Source organism: Pedobacter sp. CG_S7, from assembly GCF_040544395.1.
Taxonomy (GTDB): domain Bacteria; phylum Bacteroidota; class Bacteroidia; order Sphingobacteriales; family Sphingobacteriaceae; genus Pedobacter.
In genome coordinates, this window is sequence record NZ_JBEONS010000001.1 from 379,979 (window position 1) to 397,690 (window position 17,712).

The 17,712-nt window shown below is 38.3% G+C and carries 15 protein-coding genes; 6 read left to right on the forward strand and 9 right to left on the reverse strand.

Annotated elements, in window-relative coordinates; translation table 11 throughout:
• Positions 1-65: 65 nt before the first annotated feature.
• Positions 66-692 (reverse strand): LysE family translocator, encoded by a 627-nt coding sequence (locus AAKU52_RS01725; RefSeq protein ID WP_354329548.1) that lies wholly within the window; start codon positions 690-692, stop codon positions 66-68.
• 114 nt (positions 693-806) lie between these two features.
• Here AAKU52_RS01725 and AAKU52_RS01730 point away from each other — a divergent pair, with 114 nt between their 5' ends.
• The 5 genes from AAKU52_RS01730 to AAKU52_RS01750 all read left to right on the forward strand — a co-directional run bounded on the left by AAKU52_RS01730 (position 807) and on the right by AAKU52_RS01750 (position 6,929).
• On the forward strand, positions 807-2,414 hold the full coding sequence (locus tag AAKU52_RS01730; RefSeq protein ID WP_354329550.1) for an MFS transporter: 1,608 nt from the start codon (positions 807-809) through the stop codon (positions 2,412-2,414).
• Positions 2,415-2,593: 179 nt separating this feature from the next.
• The gene (locus AAKU52_RS01735) at positions 2,594-3,040 is read left to right on the forward strand and encodes a deoxycytidylate deaminase (RefSeq protein WP_354329552.1); all 447 of its coding nucleotides are present in this window, start codon (positions 2,594-2,596) and stop codon (positions 3,038-3,040) included.
• Between the two features lie 10 nt (positions 3,041-3,050).
• Positions 3,051-4,580: a glutamine-hydrolyzing GMP synthase gene (guaA, locus tag AAKU52_RS01740; RefSeq protein WP_354329554.1), complete on the forward strand. Its 1,530-nt coding sequence runs from the start codon at positions 3,051-3,053 to the stop codon at positions 4,578-4,580.
• Positions 4,537-5,766: an ABC transporter substrate-binding protein gene (locus AAKU52_RS01745; RefSeq protein ID WP_354329556.1), complete on the forward strand. Its 1,230-nt coding sequence runs from the start codon at positions 4,537-4,539 to the stop codon at positions 5,764-5,766. The genes guaA and AAKU52_RS01745 overlap by 44 nt, the downstream gene beginning before the upstream one ends.
• Entirely contained in the window at positions 5,763-6,929 is a 1,167-nt protein-coding gene (locus AAKU52_RS01750; RefSeq protein ID WP_354329558.1) for an RsmB/NOP family class I SAM-dependent RNA methyltransferase, read from the forward strand. The genes AAKU52_RS01745 and AAKU52_RS01750 overlap by 4 nt, the downstream gene beginning before the upstream one ends.
• Positions 6,930-6,943: 14 nt before the next feature.
• Here the strand turns inward: AAKU52_RS01750 and AAKU52_RS01755 are convergent, their stop codons facing one another.
• The 3 genes from AAKU52_RS01755 to AAKU52_RS01765 form a co-directional block, all read right to left on the reverse strand.
• On the reverse strand, positions 6,944-7,510 hold the full coding sequence (locus AAKU52_RS01755) for a MarC family protein (protein ID WP_354329560.1): 567 nt from the start codon (positions 7,508-7,510) through the stop codon (positions 6,944-6,946).
• A gap of 251 nt (positions 7,511-7,761) precedes the next feature.
• On the reverse strand, positions 7,762-9,279 hold the full coding sequence (locus tag AAKU52_RS01760; RefSeq protein WP_354329562.1) for an amino acid permease: 1,518 nt from the start codon (positions 9,277-9,279) through the stop codon (positions 7,762-7,764).
• 121 nt (positions 9,280-9,400) lie between these two features.
• Positions 9,401-11,629, reverse strand: coding sequence for a sodium-translocating pyrophosphatase (locus AAKU52_RS01765; RefSeq protein WP_354329564.1), 2,229 nt, complete (start codon positions 11,627-11,629; stop codon positions 9,401-9,403).
• A 121-nt stretch (positions 11,630-11,750) separates the two neighbouring features.
• Between AAKU52_RS01765 and AAKU52_RS01770 the strand changes: the two genes are divergently transcribed.
• The gene (locus tag AAKU52_RS01770; RefSeq protein WP_354329566.1) at positions 11,751-13,169 is read left to right on the forward strand and encodes an APC family permease; all 1,419 of its coding nucleotides are present in this window, start codon (positions 11,751-11,753) and stop codon (positions 13,167-13,169) included.
• 463 nt (positions 13,170-13,632) lie between these two features.
• Here the strand turns inward: AAKU52_RS01770 and AAKU52_RS01775 are convergent, their stop codons facing one another.
• From AAKU52_RS01775 to AAKU52_RS01795, 5 genes are read right to left on the reverse strand one after another with little or no spacing between them, the layout of a single operon-like run.
• A complete protein-coding gene (locus AAKU52_RS01775) occupies positions 13,633-14,226 on the reverse strand; it encodes a DUF6580 family putative transport protein (protein ID WP_354329568.1) in 594 nt (197 codons plus the stop codon).
• A gap of 10 nt (positions 14,227-14,236) precedes the next feature.
• The gene (cobC, locus tag AAKU52_RS01780) at positions 14,237-14,800 is read right to left on the reverse strand and encodes an alpha-ribazole phosphatase (protein ID WP_354329570.1); all 564 of its coding nucleotides are present in this window, start codon (positions 14,798-14,800) and stop codon (positions 14,237-14,239) included.
• Positions 14,785-15,555, reverse strand: coding sequence for an adenosylcobinamide-GDP ribazoletransferase (locus AAKU52_RS01785; RefSeq protein ID WP_354329572.1), 771 nt, complete (start codon positions 15,553-15,555; stop codon positions 14,785-14,787). The genes cobC and AAKU52_RS01785 overlap by 16 nt, the downstream gene beginning before the upstream one ends.
• Before the next feature lie 11 nt (positions 15,556-15,566).
• Positions 15,567-16,574 (reverse strand): nicotinate-nucleotide--dimethylbenzimidazole phosphoribosyltransferase, encoded by a 1,008-nt coding sequence (gene cobT / locus AAKU52_RS01790; RefSeq protein WP_354329574.1) that lies wholly within the window; start codon positions 16,572-16,574, stop codon positions 15,567-15,569.
• Between the two features lie 60 nt (positions 16,575-16,634).
• Positions 16,635-17,705 (reverse strand): DUF5074 domain-containing protein, encoded by a 1,071-nt coding sequence (locus tag AAKU52_RS01795; protein WP_354329576.1) that lies wholly within the window; start codon positions 17,703-17,705, stop codon positions 16,635-16,637.
• Positions 17,706-17,712 lie beyond the last annotated feature (7 nt).

Below are 17,712 nucleotides of genomic sequence, written 5' to 3' on the forward strand. Positions count from 1 at the left end.
AAAAAACGGCAATTTTCATATCGAAAATTGCCGTTTTTTATTGTTTCATAATTTTAGCCTTAAACTTATTTATAGTGTTTAAGTATAACTTCTACAAATAACCGGATAGCGAAGATGATAATCACCGCTCCGGCAATACGATTGAGCGTTTGTATCGACTTTTCTTTAATTTTATAACGCAGTTTAGCGGCATAAAATGTTTTAATAGAATCCATAGACAATTGAGTAATCAAGGCGACAACAAAGAACGCCACTTTCTCCGCCATTTCGTAATGGAGGTGTACCGTAATTACGCCACCTACCATAATCCAAAACATGAGCGTGGTAGGGGATAAAAGGCACATTAAAAAACCCTTAATAATATAACCCCTTTTCTTGATTTTAACTTCTTCTTCTATGGCATAATTAACTTCTACTTTATTAACCAGATAATATAAACCTACACCAAGTAAGAATAAACCGCCAATAATACCAATATATTGATTGTATTTCGAGTTGTAATTAACAAATTGGGAACTGAAGATGGTAGCAGTGATAAAGATAATGTCACTAAGGATAACCCCGATTGCTAATGAAAATCCTGCTTTGAACCCCTTTTCAATACTTGTTTTTATCATTGAGAAGAATACAGGTCCTGTTAAAAAGGAAAACAAAATACCTGCACCTATCCCTTGTAAAATTGCTTCAAACATTTAACCTAAACGTATTTTTATGCAATATGCGATTTTATAGAGTAAAAACTCCTTTTTTTTTCACTAGTTTTAGCGTCTTAATCATTAAAGCAAAATCTAATACTATCCGCACACATGGAACAACAATCGCAAAAAAATTATGGAACCGCGCTGTACACAATCATTACAGTTTTTTTCTTCTGGGGATTTGTGGCCGCATCAAATGGTATTTTTATTCCATTTTGTAAAACACATTTTGATTTAACGCAGTTTGAATCTCAATTGATCGATTTTACTTTTTATGGAGGGTATTTTATAGGCTCTTTGATCCTTTACTTTGCATCTCAGGCCAGTAAAATAGATATTCTGAATAAAATTGGCTACAAAAAAGGTATTATAACCGGATTAATCATCTCCGCGGGAGGTGCCTTATTAATGATACCAGCAGTACATTCAGGTTCTTTTATTTTTATTTTAGTTGCATTTTTTGTAATTGCTATAGGTTTTTCATTGCAACAAACGGCAGCAAATCCTTTTGTAGTTGCTTTAGGTCCGCCAGCAAGTGGTACTCACCGTTTAAATCTCGCAGGTGGTGTTAACAACTTAGGTGGTTTATTCGGTCCGGTAATAGTAAGTGTGGTGTTATTTGGTACAGCCAATGATGCTGAAGCCAAAGTAGTAGACATTTCCTCTATCAATAGCCTTTATTATATTCTCGCAGGTCTGTTTTTAGCGGTAGCCTTATTTTTCAAGGTATCAAAGCTTCCTGTGGTAACGAGTAGCGAGAAAATAGAGTCCAGTTCTAAATCAAACGGCCCATTATTGATCATGTTAGTTGCCTTTATCATGATGATGGCAGCAGATCCATTGGTGAGTTTAACTGGCTTAAATAAAGAGATTTTTGTTTATTCAAGCCTCGCTATTATTGTTCTGACCTTGTTTTATGTGTTAACTAATAAAAAGGAAAACCCTAACCAATGGGGTGCAATGCAGTACCCACAATTGATTTTAGGTATGCTGGCCATCTTTATTTACGTTGGTGTTGAAGTTACCATTCAGAGTAACCTAGGTGCCTTGCTTAACTTGCCAGACTTTGGTGGTTTACCTGAATCTGATATTAAACAATACATTTCTTTATATTGGGGAAGTATGATGATTGGTCGTTGGACAGGTGCCGTTAGTGCATTTAACCTCACTAAAAAAACCAAAACTATTCTAACCGTATTTGTGCCATTTATTGCCTTTGGTATTATTTTAATGGTTAACCATTTTACAGGTACCAATATTAGCAATATGTATGTTTATGGTGTTTCAATTGCTATAATGGTTGTTGCTGTTTTCATCGGACAGGAGAAACCTGCTAAAACTTTAGCTTTATTTGGTACTTTAGGTGTAATAGCGATGTTAATTGGCTTGTTGACCAAAGGTGATGTTGCTGTATTTGCTTTCATTAGCGGTGGTTTATGCTGCTCTATCATGTGGCCTTCTATCTTTGCCTTATCCATAACTGGTTTAGGTAAATACACCAGTCAAGGGTCTTCTTTCTTGATCATGATGATTCTTGGTGGTGCAATTATACCACCGGTACAAGGTTTCCTTGCTGATACCAGCGGCATTCATAATTCTTATATAGTGCCTGCCATAGGCTTTGTTTACTTGGTCTTCTTCGCTTGGAAAGTTAGTGGCGTATTGAAAAAACAAGGATTTAACGTAGAAGAATTAGCGGCTGGTGGAGGTCACTAATTTATAATACCTAAAAAAGAGGTTGCATCATTAAAAAAAATGAGTAACCTCTTTTTTTTGCCATAAATTCGCTTGGCCTTTCCAATTTATAATCAATTCTTTCATTAAGTGGCCGAATAAACCAGGTGTACAATACTGCTATATTGGCGTTAGTTCTGGCAAATATTAACCATTAAACTATGAAACGCAGTTTTACAGAAATATTTATGAATTTGGCCAGCGATCTAGCATTTCGTTCGCATTGCGTACGCGCGCAGGTTGGGGCTGTTTTAACAAAAGATACCCGGATTATTTCAATAGGGTATAATGGCCCGCCGGCAGGCACCCATAATTGTGATGAAGAGTGGCCAGAAACAGGCTGTGAAAGAGATTCAAGAGGTAGTTGTTTGCTGGCAATACATGCTGAAGAGAATGCCATTTTATTTGCCACTAAAAACGGGTCCAATATTCAAGGTGCAACTTTATATACTACACTGTCTCCTTGTATTGCTTGTGCACGTTTAATCTTGTCTTCTGGTATCAAAGTTGTCATCTATAAAGATTCGTATGCAGCTTATAAAGGATTGCCTAGCGATGAAGGGGTTGATTTCTTAAAAAGATTCGGCGTACAAGTGAATAAATACTAACTTTGTGCCTATGCTAGAAAAAATCATTATTATCGATTTTGGATCCCAATATACGCAGCTAATTGCACGCAGGGTTCGTGAATTGAACGTTTTTTGTGAAATATATCCTTTCCATCATATTCCAGAGTTTTCAACAGAGGTAAAAGGTGTTATCTTTTCCGGGAGTCCATATTCGGTACGCCAGGAAGATGCCCCTCAAATTGATCTTGCTAAATTTCACAATAAGTTTCCTGTACTAGCCGTATGTTATGGAGCGCAATACATTGCGCAGCAATCTGGTGGAGAAGTGCTGCCTTCTTCAACAAGAGAATATGGTAGGGCTAACCTTAATTTTGTTGCCGCAGGTAACAAGTTATTTAAAAATATAACTGCAGATTCACAAGTATGGATGTCGCATGGCGATACCATCACTAAAGTTCCAGAATCTTTTGAACTCATTGCCAGTACCGAAAATGTAAAGGTTGCAGCCTATGAGGTTAAGGGTAGTGATACTTACGCGATTCAGTTTCACCCTGAAGTTACCCATAGTTTAGATGGTAAACAATTGTTGGAGAACTTCCTGGTCGATATTTGTGGTTGTAAACAAGAATGGACGTCAGATGCTTTTGTTGAAACGACTATTGCTGCTTTAAAGGAACAATTGGGTGACGATAAAGTGGTCTTGGCCTTGTCTGGTGGTGTTGATTCTAGTGTTGCTGCAATATTATTGCACAAAGCAATTGGAAAAAACCTCCATTGCATATTTGTAGATAATGGTTTGTTACGTAAAGATGAGTACGAAGGGGTTTTAGAACAATATAAACACCTTGGTTTAAATATTAAAGGAGTTGATGCTAAAGAGCGTTTCTTGAGCCAGCTGGCCGGCCTTAAAGACCCTGAATTAAAGCGTAAGGCAATAGGCAGGGTGTTTATTGAAGTATTCGATGTAGAGGCTCACTTGATCCAAGACGTGAAATGGTTGGCACAGGGAACAATTTATCCTGATGTGATTGAATCTGTTTCTATTAACGGACCTTCGGCTACCATTAAATCGCATCATAATGTAGGTGGTTTGCCAGATTTTATGAAGCTTAAAGTAGTAGAGCCACTAAATACTTTGTTTAAAGATGAAGTAAGAAGAGTAGGCCGCTCCTTAGGTTTGGAACACTTTATTATTGGCCGCCATCCTTTCCCTGGGCCTGGTTTAGCGATCAGAATCCTTGGCGAAGTGACCGCAGAAAAAGTAGCTATCTTACAGGAGGCTGATGCCATTTACATCAACAACCTTAAGGAAGCAGGTCTTTATGATCAAGTTTGGCAAGCGGGTGCTATCTTTTTACCTGTACAGTCTGTAGGGGTAATGGGTGATGAGCGTACCTACGAAAACGTAATTTGTTTGAGAGCGGTAGAATCTGTGGATGGAATGACTGCCGATTGGTGTCATTTGCCATATCCTGTTCTTGCCAAGATTTCCAATGAAATAATTAACAAGGTACAAGGAATTAACCGGGTTGTCTATGATATCAGTTCAAAACCACCTGCTACCATTGAGTGGGAATAAGTATTTAGCGCTAATTTTTATAGGTTTATGCATGTCAGCGTGTTCGCCAAAGGTACAAACCATTAAGAAAGCCACTCCTTCGGAGGAGAAAAAAGAAGAAGTAATAAAGCCGTCAAAGAAGTTTTCTGAGGCGACTATATCTTTACTACTCCCGTTCAACCTGAATGATTTTAAAACCAGGCCTAAAAATAAGGCCGAGGTAGAGAAACACGCTATGGCCATTGATTTTTACCAGGGTTTTAAACTGGCGATAGATTCTGTTGCCTCAGCAGGATTAAATTTCAAGATTAATGTGTTTGATAGCCAGGATGATGACAGGCAATTAGAGGTGTTAATTAAAAACGATAAGCTGAAGGGAAGCAACCTTGTAGTGGGCCCTGTATTTCCTGATGGCCTTAAGTATATCACCAATTATTCGCAGCAAAATCAAGTACCAGTTGTATCACCGCTGGCAGCTTCACAGCCGTCAGAATTTGGTAACCCCAACCTTATTTCTATTGTGAACAACATAGGCCTGCATGCTGCTAAAATTGGAGATTACATTACTAAAAAATATGTTCCTGCACAAACGGTAGTGGTGCTAGTCAGTAGTAAAAGCCCTGATGATGAAGTATTGGGTAGCCCTTTGCGCGACTATTTCCTTAATAAAAACGAACGTAAGCTTCCTTTTCAGGAATATGCTTCAGTTTTTACAATGGAAACCAGGATTTCTAAAGGTAAAAAGTATGTGGTGATGCTAAGTTCAGCAGATCAGAAATTTGTAACGGCCACTATTCACAAGTTAATTAGAATGAAGGCTGCCGGCTTTGATATAGATCTTTTTGGCCATCCAGATTGGGTAAAACAAAGCTATACCATAGAGAATTTGCAGGATTTGAATACCGTAATCACTTCTTCTTATAAAGTAAACTACAATAGTCCAGCGGTCATCTCCTTCATTAAAAAATATAGAAAAGCATTTGATTTTGAACCTGGCGAATATGCTTATAAGGGCTTCGACATTGGTTTTTACTTTGCAAAACAGTTGTCGGCTTATGGAGAAAACTACCTCAAACATTTGAGCAGTGAAAAGTATAAGGGGTTACACAATACTTTTACTTTTCAACAAGATGATAAATTTGGCTACATTAACACTAGTCTGATGCTGTTAAAATATAAAGGTTTTGCCTTAAATATTATTGAATGAAAGTAGAACACCAAATCAGGGCATTTGAACAGATCTTAGCAAGCTATGACGGCCTGTTGCCACTGCATAGGTTTTTAGTGAGTTACTTTAAGCGTAACAAAAAAATGGGTTCATCAGACCGCAGGTGGGCCAATCGCTATATTTATAGTTTTTTCCGTTTGGGAAAGGCCATCGACAATGAAAATACCCTGAACCGTTTGGCTGTTGCAGATTTTATTTGCAGTACCACCAGCAGTCTGGTTATTGAGGCCTATTTACCTCAATTTATGGAGCAGGTAAACCTGCCTGTAAACGCAAAAATTATCCTAGTTAAAGACCTTTATCCAGGTTTTAAAACCAGTGATGTATTTTCTTATGATCCATCGCTGCTCTCTGATGGAATTGATAAAGATGCCTTTTATGAGTCTTTTTTTACCCAGCCGGATCTTTTTATCCGTGTACAAAAGAATCATTCTTTAAAATTACTGACTACATTAAAGGAACATGGTGTGGCGGCTCATGACATTAGTGAAACGACCTTTGCCATGCCTAACGGGACTAAACTGGAAACTATATTCCCTCAGCAAAAATATTATCAGGTACAGGATCTTTCTTCTCAAAAAACAGGAAATTACTTCCAGCCTCAGCAATATGATTACTGGTGGGATTGTTGTGCTGCTTCTGGTGGTAAATCGCTCCTGCTACATGAGCTAGAGCCGAGTATACAATTGCTGGTAAGTGATGTGAGAGAGAATAGCTTACACAATCTTGATGAGCGTTTTCAATTGGCAGGCTTAAAGAAATACCAGAAAAAAGTGCTTGATTTGCTGTTGAATAATGAACAGGAACTTCACCATTATGCTTTTGATGGCATTATTTTAGATGCGCCCTGTTCAGGTTCTGGCACCTGGGGCCGTACACCAGAAACGCTTCGCTATTTTGATGTGAAGAAGATAGGTTACTTCCAAAAGCTCCAAAAAAGTATTGCCGTAAATGTGCTCGAATACCTAAAACCAGGAAAACCCTTAATCTACATTACTTGTTCTGTTTTTAAAAAGGAAAATGAAGATGTTATAACTTACCTGCAGCAAGAACATCAGTTAAAATTGGAAAGTATGGAAGTTATAAAAGGATATAAGGATAAAGCAGATACCATGTTTGTTGCGCGACTGCTGAAAATCTAATTTCCCCTCTTTTATTACAACCCTGTATTATTCCTGAAAAGCTTGATTGCAATGGCAAGAAGTATAATTCCAAATGCTTTCCTTAAGACATTAAGACCGGTGATACCGAAAAAATTCTCCAGTCGGATCGTGTTTTTCAATACAAAATATACAAAAATCATATTGATAACGATGCCAATCAGGATATTTTGAGTGGCATATTCTGTTTTCAAGGAAAGTAGGGTCGTCATGGTTCCTGCACCTGCAATCAAAGGAAAAGCAAGGGGTACAATAGAAACTGTTTCCGGTGCTTCCTCTTTAAATAAGGTCAGTCCCAAAATCATCTCCATTGCCAGAATAAAGATAACGATTGAGCCAGCTATGGCAAAAGATGCTACATCCAGACCTATAACCTTCAGCAATGATTCTCCGGCAAACAGAAAAATAATCATTAATATAGTAGCCACAATGGTTGCTTTTTCAGATTCAATATGACCAGCTTTTTGGCGCAGATTGATCACTATAGGTATAGAGCCCAGAATATCAATAATTGCGAAAAGGATCATGGAGGTGGAGAGAATTTGGCTGAGATTAAAATCCATTACAGTTAATTTATTTTTGCAAAGCTAAGCAAATAAATACGTTTAAAAACAAAAATGACAGCATCATAAGTTTAAGGAAGCTATCAAAATCAGAATTAAATTTTGATAGCTGTCTGTTCAACTGAAGCGCAATAAAAAACGGCAATTTTCATATTGAAAATTGCCGTTTTTTTTATTCAAATAAGTAAACCCAAAATATTTAATCGGGTATATTGGAGGCGAAAATCATTTCTGAAACTGCCTCTTATATGTTATTCGGAAGACTTATTGTTTTCCTTATATTTCTTGCGAACTACTGAGTTTTTGATGCTATAAGCAAAATAGATAACCATGCCTAAAGCCATCCATATCAAAAGACGTTCCCAGTTATGTTTACCTAAACCGATCATCATCAATATACATACTGCAGCACCTAAAATAGGCACAAATGGCATGAATGGTGTTTTGAAAGGTCTTTCTCTGTTTGGATCTGTTTTACGCAAGACCAATACACCTATAGAAACTAAAGTAAAGGCAAATAAAGTTCCGATACTTGTCATATCACCTACTACATCACCAGGTACAAAAGCAGCAAATAAACCAACAAAAACAAGGAAGATCAAATTGGATTTATAAGGTGTCTTGAATTTTGGGTGTATGGTAGAGAAAACTTTGGGTACGAGTCCGTCTTTAGACATGGAGAAGAACACCCTCGACTGACCAAGTAGCATGACTAAGATTACTGAGGAGAAGCCTGCTAAGATAGCAACTGTTATCAGTATTGATAACCAGTGGTAGTTGTGCATATAAGTTTCTATAACATACGCTACAGAAGCTTCTTTACCTACAGTGGCAAACTCGGTGTAGTTAGCAACGCCTGTTAATACATGACCAAACAGTACATACAAAACGGTGCAAATAGCCAATGAAACTAAGATTCCAATCGGCATATCTTTTTTAGGATTTTTAGCTTCCTGAGCGGCAGTAGATACGGCATCAAAACCAATAAAGGCAAAGAAAACAACACCTGCACCAGCAATAATTCCACTCCAGCCAAACTTACCAAAATCGTGAGTAAAAAAGTCCATAAAACTTTGCTCGCCATTATACAACTTTACTTCACCTGCATTTACCGGGATATAAGGAACGTGGTTAACTGGATTCATAAAGCCCCAGCCAATTGCAATAAAAACAACTACGATGGCTACTTTTAAAATAACAATAACACCATTAATTGTTGCTGATTCCTGCGTTCCTCTAATCAGAACAAAAGTTAGTAACACAACAATAAATAGTGCGGGTAGGTTGATAATTCCCTGAACTCCATCTATAGACGTTTGAAAAGGGGAGTGACAAAATGCATAAGGAATGGAGACACCGAAGTTCTCCAGGAGCTTGTTAAGGTATTCAGACCATGCAATGGCAACTGTGGCAGCACCAACGGCATATTCCAATACTAAATCCCAACCGATAATCCAGGCCACCATTTCACCCATTGTGGCATAAGAATAGGTATAAGCACTGCCGGCGATAGGAATCATGGAAGCAAATTCTGCGTAACATAAACCTGCTAATGCACAACCCAGCGCTGCAAGGAGGAAAGATAAAGTTACTGCAGGACCTGAATGATCTGCAGCAGCAGCAGCTGTTCTAACAAATAGACCAGCACCAATAATGGCACCCACTCCCAAAGCAATTAGGTTACCTACGCCTAATGTGCGCTTTAGGGTTCCTTCACCACTTTCATTAGACTCCGCAATCAAGGAGTCTATTGATTTTTTGAATAACATAGTTTGAGGTTTAGTTATAGTTTTTTATGAATCTTTGAATTTTGTAAAAATCAAAGCCCAAACCTAATTAAAAAATCTTTAAAAATAAAAGGGATTTTCCTGCGAAAATCCCTTTTATTCATTATTTTTTTAGGTTGTTGATTTTTACAACACCCAATTTATCTCTAGTTTGGATAATTTCGATATTTTTCTTTACCTCCGTTTGTGCCGTGGTCATTACACCAACAGCAATATGCGGTGCAATAATTAAGGAAACTATAGACATTAGTTTAATGAGGATGTTCATCGAAGGACCAGAAGTATCTTTGAATGGATCGCCAACGGTATCACCAGTAACGGATGCTTTATGTGGTTCAGAACCTTTATAGTGCATGGTTCCGTTTATCATCACTCCCTTTTCAAAAGACTTCTTTGCATTATCCCATGCACCACCAGCGTTGGATTGAAAAATACCCATCAGAACCCCCGATACAGTAACTCCGGCAAGTAAGCCTCCTAATACTTCAGGGCCGAAAGTAAAGCCGACAATAATAGGAACAATCAAAGCAATAGCACCAGGCAACGTCATTTCCCTGATAGAAGCATTGGTTGAAATAGCGACGCATTTATCGTATTCCGGTTTTGCCTTGTATTCCATAATACCCGGAATCTCTTTAAACTGTCTCCTTACTTCTTGTACCATCGCCATGGCAGCACGCCCAACTGCAGAAATGCAAAGCGCCGAGAATATAAATGGTATCATGCCACCCACAAATAACCCTGCCAGAACGTTGGCTTTATAAATATCAATGGAAGTAATTCCAGAAATTCCAGCAAAAGCGGCAAATAAGGCTAATGATGTTAATGCTGCAGAAGCAATGGCAAAGCCTTTTCCAGTAGCAGCCGTAGTATTGCCCACCGCATCAAGGTTATCGGTGCGTTCTCTAACTTTCTTTGGCAAGCCACTCATTTCAGCTATACCGCCAGCATTATCAGCAATCGGTCCAAATGCATCAATCGCCAATTGCATGGCTGTGGTTGCCATCATGCCTGCCGCCGCAATAGCAACACCATAAAAGCCTGCAAAATGATAAGAACCATAAATTCCTGCTGCTAATACCAGGATGGGCAACACCGTTGATTCCATGCCAACTGATAAACCACCTATAATATTAGTGGCATGACCTGTTGAAGATTGATTGATGATAGATTGAACAGGACGTTTGCCCATTGCAGTATAATATTCGGTAATTAAACTCATTAACGTTCCAACAACCAGGCCTACAATAATAGAATAATATACCGCCATTGCCGTAAATTCAAAACCACGGATAGACATGGTAGCAGGCATCATTAATTTTACCGCGAAATACGATGCAACTGCCGTTAATATAATTGACATCCAGTTGCCCATGTTTAAGGCGTTTTGGACACTATCGGTTTCTTTCTTTATTTTTACAAACCACGAAGAAATGATCGAAAAGATCAATCCCAAACCGGCAATTAGCATGGGTAATAAAATTGGAGCCATACCACCAAAGTTATCCTCCGATTGGATTTCCTGACCTAAAACCATGGTTGCTAATATCGTTGCTACATAAGAACCGAATAAATCAGCGCCCATACCTGCCACATCACCTACATTATCACCTACATTATCAGCAATGGTTGCAGGGTTACGTACGTCATCTTCAGGTATTCCAGCTTCTACTTTACCTACAAGATCAGCACCAACATCTGCCGCTTTGGTATAAATACCACCGCCAACACGTGCAAAAAGAGCAATACTTTCTGCCCCTAAAGAAAATCCGGCCAATACTTCAATGGTTTTTTTCATTTCCATACCTGAGGCTAAAGCACCTGTGGGTACAAAGCTGTAGTATAAAACAATAAATAAGCCACCAAGGCCGAAAATAGCTAACCCAGCCACGCCGAAACCCATAACTGTGCCACCGGTAAAGGATACTTGCAGCGCTTTTGCCAAGCTGGTTCTGGCAGCCTGTGTTGTTCTCACGTTGGCTTTTGTTGCAATACGCATGCCCAGGTAACCAGCAAAAGCAGAACTTACTGCACCAAATAAAAAGGCAACAGCAATAACGGGACTAGAGTGAATGGGGTTTTCGGGGGTGCCTTTCATAGTTCCAGACCAGGCAAGTAAAGCTCCTGCCAGGATAACAAAGTAGGACAATACCTTCCATTCTGCCTTTAAAAAAGCCATGGCGCCATCGGCAATATAGCCCGCGAGTTCTGTCATTGTTTCATCTCCGGCGTCCTGTTTAGTTACCCAGGCACTCTGAATGGCCATTGCTAAGATTCCTACCAGTCCGAAAACTGGTATCATGTAGATTAGATTGTTTTGTAAAAACTCCATAGCATAATATTTGGTTGGTTGATGTGAAAACAGTTTAACTGCTTATGCTAATATATATCATTTTTTTTAAATATATTAGTCCACCCTAAGCAAATAACCCGTTAACTGAGCAAAGTATTTCATGGAACAAGAAAATAAAGATCAATCATTTAAAAGAGAACTGGGGCTACTGGATGGTACAATGCTCGTTGTAGGCTCTATGATCGGTTCGGGAATCTTTATTGTGAGCGCAGATATTGCCCGACAAGTGGGTGCTGCAGGATGGCTTATTTTAGTATGGGTAATAACTGGATTAATCACTGTTATTGCCGCTGTAAGTTACGGAGAGCTGAGCGCTATGTTTCCAAAGGCTGGCGGACAATACGTTTACCTTAAAGAAGCTTATAATAAATTGATCGCATTTTTATATGGCTGGAGTTTTTTTGCTGTTATACAAACCGGTACTATTGCTGCGGTAGGGGTGGCTTTTTCGAAGTTTGCAGCTTACCTTTACGAACCCTTAAGTGACCAGCATATTTTATATCAGCTTGGATCATTTCAGCTCAACGCAGCTCAAATTGTCTCCATCATTACTATTGTAATGCTGAGTTACCTTAATAGTCGTGGGGTAAAAAACAGTAAATTTTTACAGACTTTTCTTACTATTATTAAGATCCTTTCTTTATTTGGCTTAATCATTTTTGGTTTTACCATAGGTGCAAGAGCCGAAGTTTGGAATGCTAATTGGGCTGATGCCTGGAATACTCGTGCTTTTGATGCCGCAAGTGGCTCTTGGGTTAGCATTGGAGGTACAGCTTTATTGTCTGGTTTTGCCGCTGCTATGGTTGGTTCACTTTTTTCTAGTGATGCCTGGGTAGGGGTAACTTTCATTGCTGGAGAAATCAAAGATCCTAAACGCAATGTTGGTTTGAGTCTTTTTCTGGGGACGCTTATTGTAAGTGTAATCTATGTGCTGACCAATTTGATGTATCTTTCGGTGATGCCCTTAAATGAAATTGCTTTTGCAAAGTCAGATCGTGTAGCCGTAGTTAGTGCCGGTTATATTTTTGGCAGCATGGGCACCATAATTATTGCAGTCATGATTATGATTTCTACTTTTGCTTGTAACAACGGCTTAATTATGGCCGGTGCCAGGGTTTATTATACCATGGCCAAAGATGGACTGTTTTTTAAAAAAGCGGCCCTGCTCAACAAAGCAAGTGTACCCGCCTGGGCCTTATGGTTTCAATGTATTTGGGCTTCTGCTTTATGCCTTACAGGAAAATATGGTGATCTGTTAGATTATGTAATGATCATTGTCATCATTTTTTACATCCTCACCATTTATGGGATTTTCATCTTAAGGCGTAAAATGCCTGATGCAGAACGTCCTTATAAAGCTTTTGGATATCCAGTTCTTCCTTTTTTATACATTATTGTGGCTTCCGCTATCTGTATTTCTTTGTTAATTACTAAAACAAGTACTTGTGGCTGGGGCGTAGTGATCATGTTGGCGGGCATTCCTGTTTATTACCTTACAAAACCCAAAGCAATCCAGTAAAGCTGTTTTTCATTTTGTTAATTTCCTGTAAATAAGCTGTTAAACAAGGCTTGTTTTTTAATTTCATTTTAAAAAAAAACTTGTTAACAATTCAATTGCTGCTTTGTTAAGTTGTTGATTGACCTTAAAATGGAACAGCAATTCAAATTTGCGTTGATGCAAGTTAATATGTCCTTCAATTTTTTGTGCTGCAACAATATGGAGTACAGTATGAATGTACAGGGGTTTTTATTCAAGAAATGAATACTGTAGTGGAAGTAAGTGTTTTAAATTAAAGAAGCGGGAACCTCGTTCTAAAACTAAATTCCCGCTATCTAAATTAACGCTCTCACTATATAATACGGTGGTTAATCTGAATTATTGTATGAAGTGAAAAAAAAATATTTTTACCTATCCTATTTAGGAGCCTTTTTTAAACAAATAGACTCCGCTTAGCCGTTTAGGTTCTTATAATAGAACACACTCAGTTTTGTCTTTTTAAATCATAAGCTTTAGCCAGCTTTAAAAAATTATATTTTTGTTGCATCAGGGAAAAGCCAAAGAAAAGTACTCCAGCATAAAATAAATTACCCAATAAGGTTCCCTTTAAAAAAGGTATACCTGCTGCGTAGCAAGCCAGTAACCCGGAGAAATTTTGAGGGTATGCCGTACTACCTATCCAAACGCCAAAATTGGTGATTAAGAAAAACAATGTTGCAGCTAACAGCGAGCTGCCAATAACTCTGCTGGTATTGATTTTTTTAAGAAAGAGAATCCCTGCTACAATGATCAATAAATAGCTACCATATTGCCAGTAAAATCCAGTATAAAACCAAGTAAAGGAAGGGTAATATTCTTTATATATATAGTTGTTGATAAACAAATCGCTGAGCCAGGTGGCCGCAATAGGGATCAAAAATATTTGCCATTTTTTATTGAAATAAGCTGCTCCAAAAAGTCCGATTGCGGCCAATGGTGAGAAATTAGGTAAATGCGGCAGCGTTCGTGAAAAAGCCGCTAGTAAGATGAACAAGATCAATATACTTGTTCGCAGGTTAATTTTTTCTATTGTGCTCATTTTTATAGTCTTAAATAATAAATTTCAGTTGATTAAGTTGTTTGTTTTTATGCAGTTCTAAATGTACTATTGCGCCATAAGGAAGCGCGATCCGGAAAGAATTTTCTAAAGGCAAGTCTAAAGCCCAGCTAATTATGCTCCTCATATTGCCTGCATGGGTAATGATGGCTATGCGTTCATAAGGTTGCTGAAGCAGGTTCATTAAAAAACTACATGTTCTATCGTATAAAGCCTTATAGTTTTCTCCATGTGGCAATGCCTGGTTTACAAAATCATCCATCCATACCTGTAACTCATCTGCAGGAAGATCATCCCATTTTTTGAGCTCCCAATCTCCAAAATGCAGCTCTTTCAGCCTGTCGTCTTCTTCCACGTGCAGCGAAAGTTCTTGTGCTAAATGCAAGCATCTTTTCAGTGGACTGCTGTAAAATACTTCTGGCTTTACACTGATTCTGGACTTTATTAACCTCAATTCTTCTTCAAACAATTGTTCGTTTATAGGAATATCTGCCTGACCATAACAAATTCCTTTTGCTACAGCAGGAGTGGTGTGGCGCACTAAATATATTTGCATATACCCACACAAAATAAAAGGATTACTACAAAAGCCACCTGTTGCAATGCGCCTAAACAATCTCCTGTATAGCCGCCAATCCACTTTTGGAAATACCGGGCTAAATAAATCTTAACAAGATAAAGCGGAATACAGACTAAAAGTATCCACCAGCTTTGGAATAATAAAAATGCAGGAAACAACCATAAGGCGCTGATTAGAAAATCTGGTAGCGACAACTGTTTAGCTAAGGGTTTAATTTTACTACTGGCATCTTCCCGTGCATAGTTATGTGTACGCATCATGGTTACCGCGGTAAAGCGACTGCCAACATGAGCTAATAAAACAGCTTTCAGGCAAAATGTGGCATTAAAAGTTAGTAGTTCTGTTAGGGTCAATATTTGTAAAGCAAAAATAAGCAGTGTGCCTACCACTCCATAAGCACCCACACGACTATCCTTCATTATGGTTAGGATTTTTTCTGTCGTCCAGCCCCCGCCAAATCCATCGCAAACATCAGAAAACCCATCTTCATGGAAGGCTCCTGTTATAAGTACACTCGCCACTAAAGCCAAAACCACCACAATAGCTGGTGGAAAAATAAAGTGGAGGCTATAAATGATCATTACCGCCATGCCGCCAACAATCCAACCAATTAAAGGGAAATAGCGGGTTGCCTTGTTAAGAAATTCTTCTGAATGGTCAACCCATGAAGGACAGGGGATACGGGTGTAAAACATTACCGCGGTAAAAAATACTTGTAATTCATATTTCATGGAAAGATAGATTAGATTTTTGAGGATATGTTTGCACTTTCAAAACTTGCCATTTCTTCCAAAAAAAGTACTGCACTTTGAATAATAGGATAAGCCAGGGCACATCCTGTTCCTTCGCCTACACGCATACCTAGATTGACTAAAGGTTTTGCGCCTATATAGCTTAACAAATGCCGGTGTCCTTGTTCATTGCTTTCGTGACAAAAGATGGCATGACTAGAAATTAAGTTATTAATCTCTTTTGCACATAAATAAGCTACGGTAGCTATAAACCCATCCACCATAATTAACATGTTGTTTTCATAAGCATTTAACATGGCAGCGCAAATTTGCGCAATTTCAAATCCGCCGAAAAACATTAAAGCTTCCTTTGCATCTTTCGGGTTGGCATGCTTTGCTTGCGCCTGCTTCAAGAGGGTTAATTTGCGCTGCAACCCAGCTGCTGTTAATCCTGTTCCTTTGCCAACACATTGTTCTAAGGGTATATTTGTTAAGCAACTCATGAGCATGCTCGCAGATGAAGTATTTCCTATTCCCATTTCGCCAAAGCCAATAATGTTACAGCCACTATTGGCGATAGCATTTACCAGTTGCCCTCCTTTTTCAAAACATTGCTGCAACTGCGTTGTGGTCATTGCTTTTTCATGTAGAAAATTGCGTGTGCCATAGGCAATTTTAGCATCAATAAGCTGCTCGTTTTTTGTGAAATCAAAATTTACACCTGCATCAATAATGTGTAGTGCCAGCTGGTGCTGCCTGCAGAAAACATTAATTGCTGCCCCGCCTTTTAAAAAGTTTAAAACCATTTGTACGGTAACATCGGCAGGGTAAGCACTCACGCCTGCCTCGGCAATACCATGATCAGCAGCAAAAACTAAAATCGCAGGCTTGATAAGCTTGGGTGTTAAGGTATTTTGAACCGCACCAATTTGCATGGCCAGGTCTTCTAATTGCCCTAAAGCACCCAATGGTTTAGTTTTAAAATCTATTTTCTGTTTTAACGCTTCGTGAATTGGCATTTGCTATAGTATTTATAAAAACAGTTTCTTCGTGCTTTTGCACGAAGAAACTGTTACTCTTTATTTATTAACAAAAACTATGTTATTAGGTAAAAGACCTGTTTTAATACTATATTTTTTATTTCCATCTTTATCGAAACAAAAAACCTCTCCGCTGGTGATAAAATCTTTTGCATCTGTTACAAAAACTTCACCTGTTAACTCATCCACGGCAATACCATACATATAAGTGAATTTAGTTCCATCGCTGATGAAATTTTCTTTCTCCATCTTTTCTGTTTTCGTGTTAAATACCTTAATCTTACTGCCAGTAGCAGTTACATACATAAAGTCTCCATTTACCACCATCGATCCACCACTAAAATCTACCTGGGTTTTAACTAAATCTGTCTTGCTGTCTATGGTAGCCAAACTTGATTGGACGGTTTCATAATTTCCAGTAGAAAGCACATAAACATCTCCATACTGATCTGCAACAACTCCTCCTGGGTTTTCAACCACAGTAATTTTTTTTATTTCTGTCATCGTCGCTAAGTCTACTACAGAAACCGTATTGTCGTAATTTGGATAATCTAGTCCCCCGCTATTGGCAACATATAATTTTCCGTTTGCAATAGCCATTTGCTCGGGGTTACGGCCAACTTTAATGTATTTTTCGATGGCTAAAGAAGCTGTATCTAAAACTGCAATAGTACCATCGTAACTAGAAATATAAGCTTTGTTTTTATTGAAAACAATGTACCGTGGTAGTCTTCCGGTAGTACCATCTTTGAGGTCTATTTTTTTGATCGAAAGACCGGTTTTATGGTTAATAATTTCTAGTGTACTTGACACATTAACCACGATATACATTTTCGATCCATAAAGTTTTATGTCGTTCCCCGTATCTCCTAGTCCACGGCCATTCACAGTAGAAAACTGATCTGCAATCAATGCATGGTTTTCGTAATTATAATAAGTAAGGGTGCTATTATTTGAATTCATTATCCCTTCGTTCAAAACATATAAACCTCTGCGTTCTGCTTTTGGAATTTCAGGTTCGATAACTATGGCATCATTTTTTTTACAAGCACCAAGGATGCCTACAGCCAGTAAAAGGCCAATTAAATAATTTTGTTTGAATGGTTTCATGTTTTAT